The 12714-nt window shown below is 68.8% G+C and carries 10 protein-coding genes; 1 reads left to right on the top strand and 9 read right to left on the bottom strand.

Features of this window, described 5'->3' with window-relative positions; genetic code table 11:
• Window positions 1-88 precede the first annotated feature (88 nt).
• The 8 genes from tatA to dop all read right to left on the bottom strand — a co-directional run bounded on the left by tatA (window position 89) and on the right by dop (window position 7467).
• Window positions 89-349, bottom strand: a complete 261-nt coding sequence (gene tatA, locus H1R19_RS11865; protein WP_219849102.1) for a Sec-independent protein translocase subunit TatA — start codon at window positions 347-349, stop codon at window positions 89-91.
• Between the two features lie 76 nt (window positions 350-425).
• Window positions 426-1397, bottom strand: a complete 972-nt coding sequence (locus H1R19_RS11860) for a helix-turn-helix transcriptional regulator (RefSeq protein WP_219849101.1) — start codon at window positions 1395-1397, stop codon at window positions 426-428.
• Window positions 1397-2404: a helix-turn-helix transcriptional regulator gene (locus H1R19_RS11855; protein WP_219849100.1), complete on the bottom strand. Its 1008-nt coding sequence runs from the start codon at window positions 2402-2404 to the stop codon at window positions 1397-1399. The genes H1R19_RS11860 and H1R19_RS11855 overlap by 1 nt, the downstream gene beginning before the upstream one ends.
• A 72-nt stretch (window positions 2405-2476) precedes the next feature.
• Complete coding sequence (gene pafA / locus H1R19_RS11850) at window positions 2477-3835, bottom strand: Pup--protein ligase (protein ID WP_188330159.1); 1359 nt, start codon at window positions 3833-3835, stop codon at window positions 2477-2479.
• A gap of 72 nt (window positions 3836-3907) precedes the next feature.
• Window positions 3908-4705, bottom strand: a complete 798-nt coding sequence (prcA, locus tag H1R19_RS11845) for a proteasome subunit alpha (protein ID WP_219849099.1) — start codon at window positions 4703-4705, stop codon at window positions 3908-3910.
• Window positions 4702-5601 (bottom strand): proteasome subunit beta, encoded by a 900-nt coding sequence (prcB, locus tag H1R19_RS11840; RefSeq protein ID WP_219849098.1) that lies wholly within the window; start codon window positions 5599-5601, stop codon window positions 4702-4704. Before prcB ends, prcA begins: the two co-directional genes overlap by 4 nt.
• Window positions 5598-5789, bottom strand: a complete 192-nt coding sequence (locus H1R19_RS11835) for a ubiquitin-like protein Pup (RefSeq protein ID WP_004019064.1) — start codon at window positions 5787-5789, stop codon at window positions 5598-5600. Before H1R19_RS11835 ends, prcB begins: the two co-directional genes overlap by 4 nt.
• Window positions 5790-5967: 178 nt before the next feature.
• The gene (gene dop, locus H1R19_RS11830; RefSeq protein WP_188330156.1) at window positions 5968-7467 is read right to left on the bottom strand and encodes a depupylase/deamidase Dop; all 1500 of its coding nucleotides are present in this window, start codon (window positions 7465-7467) and stop codon (window positions 5968-5970) included.
• A gap of 67 nt (window positions 7468-7534) precedes the next feature.
• On the opposite strand from dop, the gene glgP reads away from it, so the two are divergent.
• The gene (glgP, locus tag H1R19_RS11825; protein ID WP_219849097.1) at window positions 7535-10147 is read left to right on the top strand and encodes an alpha-glucan family phosphorylase; all 2613 of its coding nucleotides are present in this window, start codon (window positions 7535-7537) and stop codon (window positions 10145-10147) included.
• A gap of 30 nt (window positions 10148-10177) precedes the next feature.
• Here the strand turns inward: glgP and H1R19_RS11820 are convergent, their stop codons facing one another.
• A complete protein-coding gene (locus H1R19_RS11820) occupies window positions 10178-12706 on the bottom strand; it encodes an FHA domain-containing protein (RefSeq protein WP_219851610.1) in 2529 nt (842 codons plus the stop codon).
• Window positions 12707-12714 lie beyond the last annotated feature (8 nt).

Genomic DNA, 12714 nt, shown 5'->3' with positions numbered 1-12714 from the left:
GTCGGGGTTGAGTTTTCGTTTGCGTCGCCGTGGGTCGAGCCGTCGGGGAAGAGGAGGGAGGCGCACTGGCGATTCTCCGACGCGGCCCCTAAGCCGATTTCTTGACGTCGGCGTCGGGCTGCGTGCCCGGTTTGGTGGTGTCGACGGCGGGGAGCTCGCGCTGAGCGGGATCGGTCGGCGCGGGATCGGCAGCGGGCTTGTCGTCCTTCTGCATCTCCTTGACCTCGCTCTTGAAGATGCGCAACGACTGCCCCAGGCCTCGGGCGGCGTCCGGCAGCTTCTTCGAGCCGAACAGGATCAGCAACACAACGGCAACGATCGCCCAGTGCCACCATGACGTGAAGCCCATGAGATCACCCTTCAGATCGGATCAGATCGTGGTCAATGCTACCCGAGTCGACGCGGGCCGGGTGCCGCCGACGGCCTCACCGATATCGGGCCCGGGCAGCGGTCGCGGATTCGGCGACCGCGGCGGAGATGGCCGGGGCGTCGACGACCCGCACCGAACCGCCGAACCCCAGCAGGAATCGGGTCAGCCATTCCGGAGACCCGTAGACCAGGCGCGCCCGCACCGGCAGTTCCGGATCGGTACGGTCCTCGATCGACGAGGTCGGCTCCACCGGGTAGTAGTCGAGGATCCAGAGGTGATCGGCATCGATCTCGAGTTCCACGGAGGGAAGATCGGGATTGCCGGCGACGAGCACCGACTGCGTCGACGCGCCGGCATCGGCGGGCGGCCGGCTCGGCTCGTCGAGGGCCGTGGCGGTGTCCACCCGGTCGAAGCGGAACAACCGCACGCCCTCGGCCATCCGGCACCAGGCCTCGAGGTAGGTGTGCTGATCCATCACCTGCAGGCGAATCGGGTCGACGACGCGCTCGCTGACGCTGTCACGGCTGGCCGAGTAGTACCGCAGCCGCAGGGCCCGACCCTGCTTCGACGCCTCCCGGATGGTCGCATACGTGGGGTTCTCCCCCGTCGTCGTCGACGTCTCGTCCGACGCTCCCGACACCGCGGGTACGGTCGCGCCGACCGCCTCCTCGATCTTCGCGATCGCGCGGCGAGCCGCGGCGACGTCGACCACACCGGGTGTCTCGACGAGGGCACGCAACGCGACGAGCAGGGTGCTGGCCTCGACGGTCGTCAGACGCAGCGGCCGGTCCATGCCCGCGGTGAACCCCACCGACACGAACCCCTCGCTGAACTCGAGTTCGATCAGGTCGTCGGGGTAGTAACCCGGTAGCCCGCACACGAACAACAGTTCCAGGTCCTTGGTCAGCTGACTCTGGCTGACCCCGAGATCGCGGGCGGCCTGCGCGACCGAGATACCACGGTGGGCCTGGAAGTACGGGACCATCGCGAGCAGCCGGTTGAGGCGTGATGGTTGTGCGACGGCCATCAGACCCTCACCCCGCTCATGCGGTCGAGGCCGGCGACGACCAGCTCGCGTAACTCCGGTGGATCGAGGACGACCGCGTCGTGACCCACGCCGAGCACCATGCGCGCGACCGCCGACAACGAGTGGATGTCGAGTGTCACCACATCGCCGGGTTCACCGTCGAGGTCACCCGGTTCGATCGTCGTCGCGGCACGTCGGAGACCGGCGGCACGGTCGGCGGCGACCCAGATGCGCGCGGTGCGGCCGTCGGAGCCCGCCGCCGAGTCGACCGCTGCGGCCACGATCTGCTGCAGGTCGGTGCCCGGCGGCACGGCGACGGCGTCGGCGGCACCCACGGCGACCACCTTCGAGATCCGGGACAGCCGGAAGGTCCGGGTGGCGGCGCGATCGCGGTCGTGTCCGACGACGTACCAGCGCCCGCGGTGCGACACCACGCCCCACGGCTCGACGCGCCGGGTCGTCGGGGTGGCCGTCGCCGACGACCGGTGGGTGAACTCGACCGCACGCTTGGCCTGGATCGCCGCGAGCAGTCCGGCGATGACCTCCTCCGAGCCCATCGACCGCGACGAGCCGCCGGAGGTGATGCCCAGATCATCTTCGGAACGGACGTCGAGCCCGGCTGCGCGGAGCTTGAGAATCGCCGTCTGCGACAGCGTGGAGACCTCGGGGGTGTCCCACAGCGCCGCCGCCATCGCGATCGCGGCTGCCTCGTCGGACTCCAGCGAGATCTCGGGGAGTTCGTAGGTGTCGCGATCGATGCGATACCCCTCGGCGCCGGCCGCCATCGGGGACCGGCCCGTGACCAGGGGTATCCCGAGGTCGCGGAGCTCGTTCTTGTCCCGCTCGAACATCCGGTTGAACGCCTCGTCGGACTGGCCGCCGTCGGAATGCCCGCCGTCTGCGTAACCGGCGACGTTACGGCGGATGTAGTCGGCGGTGACGTACTGCCGTGTCCACAGCAGGCAGATCACGAGGTTGAGCAGACGCTCGACTTTGGGAGTGGCCACCGAGTCAGGTTAGAGCGTGGCCCGACGACGCGCGCGGAGGCACGCTGCTCGGGCCCTCACATCGGCGTGCCCTCACATCGAGGCGATCAGCCGGTCCACCCGCTCGTCGACACTGCGGAACGGGTCCTTGCACAGCACCGTGCGCTGCGCCTGATCGTTCAGCTTGAGGTGGACCCAGTCGACGGTGAAGTCGCGCCCGGCTTTCTGGGCGGCGGAGATGAAGTCGCCGCGCAGCTTGGCGCGCGTGGTCTGAGGAGGCTCGTTGACCGCGGTCTTGATCGCCTCGTCGGTGGTGGCGCGAGCGACGAGCCCCTTGCGCATGAGGACGTCGAAGACCCCGCGGCCCCGTTTGATGTCGTGGAAGGCCAGATCGAGCTGGGCGATCTTCGGGTCCGAGAGTTCCATCGAGTACCGGTCCTGATACCGCTGGAACAGCTTGCGCTTGATGACCCAGTCCACCTCGGTGTCGACCTTGGCGAAGTCGTCGCTCTCCACCGCGTCGAGCATGCGACCCCAGAGGTCGACCACCATGTCCATCTCGGGATCCGGGCGACGGTTCGTCAGGTGTTCGACGGCGCGTGCGTGGTATTCGCGCTGGATGTCGAGCGCGCTGGCCTGCCGGCCGCCCGCGAGCCGGACCGGTCGCCTGCCGGTGGGGTCATGGCTGACCTCGCGGATGGCGCGGATGGGATTGTCAAGGGCGAAGTCGCGGAAGGCCACGCCTGCCTCGATCATCTCCAGCACCAGCGCCGCCGAACCGACCTTCAGCATCGTCGTCATCTCGGACATGTTGGAGTCGCCGACGATGACGTGGAGGCGACGGTACTTCTCGGCGTCGGCGTGCGGCTCGTCGCGAGTGTTGATGATGGGCCGAGACCGGGTGGTCGCCGAGGAGACGCCCTCCCAGATGTGTTCGGCGCGCTGGGACAGGCAGAAGGTCGCGGCCTTCGGCGTCTGCAGCACCTTGCCCGCGCCGCAGATCAACTGGCGCGTCACCAGGAACGGCAGGAGGACGTCGGAGATGCGGGAGAACTCCCCCGCCCGCACGACAAGGTAGTTCTCATGGCAGCCGTAGGAGTTGCCCGCGGAGTCGGTGTTGTTCTTGAACAGGTAGATGTCGCCGCCGATGCCCTCGTCGGCGAGGCGCTGTTCGGCGTCGACGAGGAGGTCCTCGAGGACCAGCTCGCCCGCCCGATCGTGGTTGATCAGCTGGATCAGGCTGTCGCACTCGGCCGTCGCGTACTCGGGATGCGACCCGACGTCGAGATACAGGCGCGCGCCGTTCTGCAGGAAGACATTCGACGACCGGCCCCACGACACGACCCGGCGGAAGAGGTAACGCGCCACCTCGTCGGGACTCAGCCTGCGGTGACCGTGAAAGGTGCATGTGACACCGAATTCGGTCTCGATGCCCATGATTCGTCGCTGCACTTGACCAACCCTACTCGCGCGACCCGCGGCGAACCGGGTGGAAAGACCCGGCCGCCACGAGCCGCGGCGTTGTCACTGAGATTTGTCGGACGAGGTGTCACCTGGGGCTTCGTCCGCGGCTGTCTCGTCGACGGGAGCGGAGTCGGCGCTGGCGACTGCCGGGAGCAGGTCTTCGACCGTCGCCGCCGTCAGGCGTTTGAACGCACGCCGGGGACGGTTGCGATCGAGGACGGCGACCTCGAGGTCGCCTGCGGTCAGCACCCGCGGCTCGGGTGGGGGCCCGCTGCCATGGTCACCGGGGGTCACGAGAGCCTTCACCGCGATCGCGACCGCTTCGGCAAGAGGCAGGTCGGGCTGGTAGCTGTCCTTCAGCGCCGCGGCGATCGGCTCGGTCTGACCGCCCATCACCAGGAATCGGGTCTCGTCGGTGATCGACCCGTCGTAGGAGATGCGATACAGCTGCGAGGGCTTGGGCTTGCCGGGCCGGGCGACCTCGGCGACGCAGAGCTCCACCTCGAACGGCTTGGCCTGCTCGGTGAACACGCTGCCCAGGGCATTCGCATAGGTGTTGGCCAGCGACAACCCGGACACATCTGCGCGGTCGTAGCTGTAGCCGCGCATGTCGGCGAGCTGGATACCCGCCTTGCGCAGTGACTCGAACTCGTTGTACTTGCCGACCGCGGCGAAACCGATGCGGTCGTAGATCTCGCTGGTCTTGCGCAGGGTGTTCGACGGGTTCTCCGCGACGAACAGCACACCGTCGGCGTAGGTCAGGATCACGACGCTGCGGCCACGGGCGATGCCCTTGCGCGCGAGCTCCGACCGGTCGCGCATGATCTGCTCGGCACTGGCGTAATACGGGAAGGTCATCGGGCACCTCCCTCGTGCTCGGCGGTCCGGCGTTCGATGACGGCTCGCGCCGCCGCTTCGATGTCGGCCGCGTCCACCTCCCGGGCACCCTCGGCACTGACCATCGCGGCCATCGGGAAGATCTTGCGGACCAGGTCGGGTCCGCCGGTGGCCGAATCGTCGTCGGCGGCGTCGTAGAGCGATTCCACCGCGATGGCGAGAGCCTCGTCGGCGGTCAGATCGGGACGGTAGAGCTTCTTCAGCGACGACTTCGCGAACACCGAGCCCGAGCCGATGGCCGTGTAGCCGCCTAACTCCTCATGCCGGTCGCCCGCGACGTCGAAGCTGAAGATCCGGCCGCGTTCGGTGGGATCGTCATGGTCGATGTCGTATCCGACGAGCAGCGGGATCGCCGCGAGACCCTGCAATGCCGCACCGAGATTGCCGCGCACCATCGAGGCGAGGCGACTGACCTTGCCGTCGAGGGTCAGCGGCACACCCTCGATCTTCTCGTAGTGCTCGAGCTCGACGGTGAACAGGCGCACCATCTCGATGGCGATGCCCGCGGTCCCGGCGATACCCGCCGCCGAGTACTCGTCGGTGATGTAGACCTTCTTGACATCGCGCGTGGCGATGAGGTTGCCCATCGTGGCGCGGCGGTCACCGGCGAGCACGACGCCCCCCGGGTAGGCCACCGCGACGATGGTGGTGCCGTGTGGGATGTCCCCGGCGCCGTCGGCGCCGCCCGCGAACGCACCCACGCGATCAACCTGGGCCTGCGGGAGCTGCTCCGGAGCATGAGTCCGGAGGAACTCGGTGAACGACGAGATGTCCGCGCTCAGAGAGGATCTGGGGCCCAGAACGGAACCCGTACGCGAGTGTGACAGCGGGGGCAGTGAACCGAACCTGTCGCTCACTGGCCGCCCTTCTGCACGTAGGCACGCACGAAGTCCTCGGCGTTCTCCTCGAGCACGTCATCGATCTCGTCGAGCAGGTCGTCGGTGTCCTCGGCCAGCTTCTCGCGACGTTCCTGACCGGCTCCGGAGTCGGGGCCCACGCCCTCGTCGTCGCCGCCGCCACCACGCTTGGTCTGTTCCTGCGCCATCTGCTGCCTCCTTGAAACCGATCGCCCCTTGGCGGGCTACCCGGGCCGAGGAACTCGGACCCGCCGACGCGTCTGCTCCGACGGTGATCCTGATGACTCGGCCTTGCGGAATCGTGTGCTCCCACACTACCTGTGGCGACGCCCACGGGGGCGGAACGAGGCACAAGCAGGCGGTGTGTCAGGTGGTGAGCTGGTCGACCAGTTCGGCGGCCGAGCCCACCGAGTCGAGGAGTGCGCCCACGTGCGCGTGGGTGCCGCGCAGGGGTTCCAGCGTCGGGATGCGCACGAGCGAGTCCCCGCCGAGATCGAAGATCACCGAATCCCAGCTGGCCGCGGCGACGTCGGCACCGAACCGGCGCAGGCACTCGCCGCGGAAGTAGGCACGGGTGTTGCGCGGCGGCTCGGTGATCGCGGCCAGCACGTCGTTCTCGTCGACGAGGCGCTTCATCGAGCCGCGGGCGACCAGTCGGTTGTACAGGCCCTTGTCGAGACGCACATCGGAGTACTGCAGGTCGATGAGCTGCAGGCGCGGCGCCGACCACGACAGGCCCTCACGCTGACGGAAACCCTCGAGGATGCGCAGCTTGGCGGGCCAGTCGAGGATGTCGGCGCATTCCATCGGGTCACGCTCGAGACGGTCGAGCACATCGGCCCAGGTCGCCAGGACGTGCGCGGCGCGTTCGTCGTCGGAGTGCTCGGTGTCGTGGAACTTCTGGCAGCGCTCCAGATACTCGCGCTGCAGCGCCAGGCCGGTCAGTTCACGACCGTCGGTCAGCGCGACGGTGGCGGTCAGCGACGGGTCGTGACTGATGGTGTGCACGGCCTGGACCGGGCGCGCGAGCTCGATGTCGGAGAAGTCGACGCCCGCCTCGATGAGGTCGAGGACCAGCGCGGTGGTCCCCACCTTGAGGTAGGTCGAGGTCTCGGCCAGGTTCGCGTCGCCGATGATCACGTGCAGCCGGCGGTACCGCTCGGGATCGGCGTGCGGCTCGTCGCGGGTGTTGATGATGCCGCGCTTGAGGGTGGTCTCGAGTCCGACCTCGACCTCGATGTAGTCCGAGCGCTGCGAGAGCTGGTAGCCGGCCTCGTCGCCGGACTGTCCGATGCCCACCCGGCCCGACCCGGTGATCACCTGCCGGGAGGCGAAGAACGTCGTGAGTCCGGCGATGATCGCGGTGAACGGCGTCTCGCGCGCCATGAGGTAGTTCTCGTGGGTGCCGTACGAGGCGCCCTTGCCGTCGATGTTGTTCTTGTACAGCTGCAGTTTGGGTGCGCCGGGCACGCTGGCCACATGCCGCGCGGCGGCCTCCATCACGCGCTCGCCCGCCTTGTCCCAGATCACCGCGTCCAACGGGTCGGTGACCTCGGGTGCGGAGTACTCGGGATGGGCGTGGTCGACGTAGAGCCGCGCCCCGTTGGTGAGGATCATGTTGGCCGCGCCGATCTCGTCGGCGTCGATGATCGGGGCCGGTCCGGACCCACGCCCGAGGTCGAAACCGCGGGCGTCGCGGAGCGGGGACTCGACCTCGTAGTCCCAGCGGGTGCGCTTGGCCCGCGGCACACCGGCCGCCGCGGCATAGGCGAGAACCGCCTGGGTGGAGGTCATGATCGGATTCGCGGTCGGGTCGCCGGGAGCGGAGATTCCGTACTCGACCTCGGTACCGATGATTCGCTGCATGCTTCGAGGGTAGATGTTCTCGTCCCGCCGGTCGCAGCCGCCGCGCTGCGTGGGTACCGTCATGCCGGTGAAAGCACACCGCCGGTTCACCGTTCGGGTCCCGTTACCCGCCGAGCTCGCCGCCCTGGGTCCGCTGTCGCAGAACCTGCGCTGGGCGTGGCATGCGCCCACCCAGGACCTGTTCGCGACGATCGACCCGGATCGGTGGTCGGCGACCGGGGATCCGCTGCGCGTTCTCGCCGACACCGACCCGGCGCGACTGACCGAACTCGCCGCCGACGCCGCATTCGTCGCGCGCGTCACCGAGGCGCACGACAGCCTGGAGCAGTATCTCGCCGCACCACAATGGTTCGGCCGGTACGCGGCTGAGCTGACGGACGGCTCCGCCGATAGTGGCGACCGGATTCCGCCCGGCATCGCGTACTTCTCCATGGAGTTCGGGATCTCCGAGGTGCTGCCCATCTACTCCGGTGGCCTCGGTATCCTGGCTGGCGATCACCTCAAGGCCGCCTCCGACCTCGGGCTGCCGCTGATCGGGGTCGGATTGTTCTATCGCTCCGGGTATTTCCGCCAGGGACTCGACCGCGACGGCTGGCAGGTCGAGCGCTACCCGGTGAACGATCCGGGCGAACGCCCCCTGAGCCTGCTCACTGACGGCGACACCCCCGTCATCGTCGAGATCTCGATGCCCGGCGGCGCGACCCTGTCGGCGCAGGTCTGGGTGGCCGAGGTCGGCCGGATCCCACTGCTGCTGCTGGACTCCGACATCGCCCTCAACGATCCCGACCCCTTCGGGCAGCAACCCGGCAGCGCTGACCTGCGCTCGGTCACCGACCGCCTCTACGGCGGCGACCAGGAACATCGCATCGTCCAGGAGATCCTGCTCGGCATCGGCGGGGTGCGCGCCCTCCGCGAATACGTGCGGATCACCGGACGGCCCGCACCGACGGTGTTCCACATGAACGAGGGGCACGCGGGATTCCTCGGCGTCGAACGCATCCGCGAACTGGTCGCCACCGGTCTCGACTTCGACACCGCCGAGGCCGTGGTCCGTGCGTCGAACATCTTCACCACCCACACCCCGGTGCCGGCAGGCATCGACCGCTTCCCCACCGACCTGCTGAACCGCTACCTCGACCCCGACGGGGCCGGCCGTTCCCGTCTGCTGCCCGGTCTCCCGGCGTCCACGGTCGCCGAACTCGGCGACGAGGCCGACCCCGGTGTGTTCAACATGGCGCACATGGGTTTCCGGCTCGGCCAGCGCAGCAACGGGGTGTCGCAGCTGCACGGTGCGGTCAGCAGAGAGATGTTCGCCGACCTGTGGCCCGGATTCGACGCCGCGGATGTGCCGATCGGAGCCGTCACCAACGGGGTCCACGGGCCGACGTGGGTGTCCCGGGAATGGCGCGACTTGGCCTCGGGTGACGAGGATTCGGCGCCCGAGGTGTACGCGGGCCTGGCCGCCGCGACGATCTGGGAGACCCACGAACAGCTGCGGGCCGACCTCGTCGACGAGGTTCGTAGGCGCGCGCACGCCAGCGGGCGTGAGCGCGGCTTCACCGACGCCGAACTCGGCTGGGCCGCAGACATCTTCGACCCCGCCGCGCTCACGATCGGATTCGCGCGGCGCGCAGCCACCTACAAGCGCCTGACCCTGATGCTCCGCGATCCCGACCGCATGCGCGCCATCCTCACCGACCCCGAACGTCCCGTCCAGCTCGTGATCGCGGGCAAGGCACACCCCGCCGACGACGGCGGCAAGGCCCTCATCCAGCAGGTGGTGCGCTTCACCGAGGATCCCGAGCTGCGCGACCGCATCGTGTTCCTTCCCGACTACGACATCTCGATGGCCCGCCACATCTACGCGGGATGCGATGTGTGGCTGAACAACCCGGTTCGACCGATGGAGGCGTGCGGAACCTCGGGGATGAAGTCCGCACTCAACGGCGGTCTCAACCTGTCGATCCTCGACGGCTGGTGGGACGAGATGGCCGACGGCGAGAACGGCTGGGCCATCCCGTCGGCCGAGGGCATCGCCGACGAGAACCGCCGCGACGACCTCGAGGCCGAGGCGCTGTACACGCTTCTCGAGGACACCGTCATCCCGCTGTTCTACCGCCGCGACGAGAACGGGCTGCCGCAGCGCTGGATCGAGATGATGCGGCACACCCTGACCCGGCTCGGGCCGCAGGTCCTGGCCTCGCGGATGGTCCGCGACTACACCACCGAGCTGTACTGTCCGGCCGCGCAGGCCTACGTCGCGGCGAGCGCCGACTCCTACGCCGGGGCACGCGATCTCGCCGCCTACCGCCAGACGGTGGAGACCGGCTGGTCGTCGGTGCTCGTCGCCGGTGTGGACGACGAGCAACTCGAGGACGGGTTGTGCGTCACCGCCCACGTCGCGCTCGGCGACCTCGCCCCCGACGCCGTCTCGGTGCAGGTGATCCTCGGGCGGGTCACCGACGACGGCGATCTCGTCGAACCGACCGTCGTGGAGATGCGCCCGGCGCCCGACCGTGACGCGTCGGGCCGAGCAGTGTTCTCGGCGCACGTCACGCCGCCGGTGTCGGGCCACCTCGGATACACGGTGCGGGTACTCCCCCGGCACCCGTTGCTCTCCCACGAGGCCGAACTCGGTCTCGTGCGATTCCCGGCCCCGGCAGGCGCCGTGGCCGGGTGATCCGGCCCCGGCATCTGCCTCGCGCCGGGATCAGTGCTTCTTCAGGCGCAGCCGTGAGTAGGTGAACGCCAGCAACACGACGCTGATGAGGGCGAGCACCCCGTAGGCCAGCGCGCTGTGGGCGATCGAGGTCTCCCACAGTGAGATGCGTTGGGGTGCAGCCACATTGATGCTGTAGAGGTCGACGCTCCCGGCGGCCGCGACGTACCCCCAGAAGGACGGGAAGATCCACGACAACTGCTCGAGGCCGGCACCGTCGAGTTTGAACAGACCGCCGCAGAACACCAACTGCACCATCACGGCGATGACCAGTGGCGGCATGACCTGCTCGTTGGATCTGACGGCCGAGGAGATGGCCAGCCCGACAAGCGTGCTCACGCACGCGAGCACGGCGACGGCGACGAGCAACGCCAGCGGTGGGGGCAGGACCGGACCGCCGAAGTCGGGCAGACCGCGGCCGGCGAAAGTGATGCCGACCATGATGATCGTCTGCAGGACAGCCGCGATGAAGAACACGACGATCTTCGCGAACAGGTAGGCGCCGGGGCGCAACCCGACAGCGCGTTCTCGTTCGAAGATGTCGCGTTCGCCGACGAGATCGCGCACGGTCAGCGCGGCACCCATGAACGCCGCACCCACCACGAGGACCACCAGGATCTGGATCGCCTCGGCAGCGTCCTTGGGCGGTGGCGCGTTCGGTATCACCTCCAGACGCGCGAACCCGCTCGAACCCGGGATCACCAGGGTCAGCAGGCCGAGCACGACCGGCAGCAGCACGAGGAACACGAGGTAGCCGATGTCGGCGAAGACGAGCCTGACCTGCCGGCGGGCGATGGTGGAGGACTGCCGCACAAAACTGGTGTGCGGCACCGGGATCGGCGGGCCCGGTGGCCGCTGCGGGGGTGGCGGGTTGGGTGTGCGGCGGTGCCGGTCGAGGTAGCGCATGTGGGCGGTGTCCGGCTGATCGGCGACGTAGGCGAAGATCTCGGCCCAGTCGGCGGTGCCCATCTCCCCCTCGACCTGTCCGGGCGGACCGCAGTACGACGTCTTGCCGCCGGGGGCCAGCAACAGCACCTGATCGCACATCGACAAGTACGTCAGCGAGTGGGTGACCACCAGGACCACGCGCCCCGCATCGGCGAGGCGCCGCAGCGTCGCCATCACCTGGCGGTCGAGCGCGGGATCGAGACCGGAGGTCGGTTCGTCGAGGATGAGCAACGACGGACCGGTCAGCAGCTCCATCGCGACCGACGCGCGTTTCTGCTGCCCGCCGGACAGCTTCTCCACGCGGGTGTCGACGTGCTCGGTCAACTGCAACTCGCTGAGCACGCCGTCGATGACGCGGTCCCGGTCGGCCTTGGACAGGTCGGGCGGCAGTCGCAGTTCGGCGGCATAGCGCAGCGCCTGTCGCAGGGTCAGCTTGTGGTGCAGCACGTCCTTCTGCGGCACCATGCCGATACGGGTGCGGAGTGCGTCGTACTCGGCGTGCACATTTCGGCTCTCGAACGTGACCAGGCCACTCGTCGGGGAGTTCAGGCCCGCCGCGATCCTCGACACCGTCGACTTGCCGGCCCCGGACGGACCGATCACCGCGGTCAACGTGCCGGGACTCGCACTGAAGTCGACGTCGGCGAGCAGACGCTTACCGCCGTCGACGATGAGGCTGACCCCGTGGACATGGAGGCCGTCGGCGACGGCCGAGCTCTCCTGGCCGCGCATGAGGGTGCCCCCGGACACCACGAAGTCGCTGTTGCCGATGGTGACCACGTCGCCGTCGGTCAGCGGGGCGCTCGACACCCGCCGCCCGTTGACGAACGTGCCGTTGACACTTCCGAGGTCCTCGATGACGAGCGCGGCACCGCGACTCGACACCTGGGCGTGGTGGCGCGAGGCGAGGACGTCGCTGACGACGATGTCGTTGTCGGGGGTACGGCCGATCCGTTGCACGCCGCGCAGCGAGATCGACTCTCGCTCAGGTGGCGTCGGCGCGCCGGGCAACCGGTACACCCCGGACACGTTCTGCTGCAGCGCCTGCAGATGAGGTGCGTCGAGCACGTCCTGCGGCATGGGATCCATTCCGCCGGGACGCGCGGGACCACCCGGACCCGGCGCGGGCATCTGCCCCGAGATCGGCGCCCCGTGACCGGGAGAGCGGAAACCGGCGGACCTCGGCCCCGGACGACCGGAGGGATACCCGGGTTGCACCCCTCGGGGCGGCCGCGGCGGCTGTCGAGGAATCGGCGGGCGTCCGCCCGGCACGAAGGCGTCGACGACCAGATCGACGACCGGTCCCGTGTTCACGTCACCGAGGCGTACCTGAGCCGACCCCGCGACCACGAGTTCGGCCATCCGCGTGCCGTTGGCGAAGAAGCCGTTGGTGCTGCCGATGTCGACCAGATACCAGGCGGCACCGCGCCACTCGATGGCGAGATGCCGACGCGAGACCATCGGATGATTGATCACGATGTCGTTGTCGGGCTCGCGACCCAGCGTGATGCGCTGCGACTCACCCAGCGGATGAGGCGACCCACCGTCGACGATCACCCGCCCACGCGCCATCGATGTAC

The sequence above is a fragment of the Gordonia jinghuaiqii genome (assembly GCF_014041935.1).
Classification (GTDB): domain Bacteria; phylum Actinomycetota; class Actinomycetes; order Mycobacteriales; family Mycobacteriaceae; genus Gordonia; species Gordonia jinghuaiqii.
This window is presented reverse-complemented; position numbering and strand designations above follow the sequence as displayed.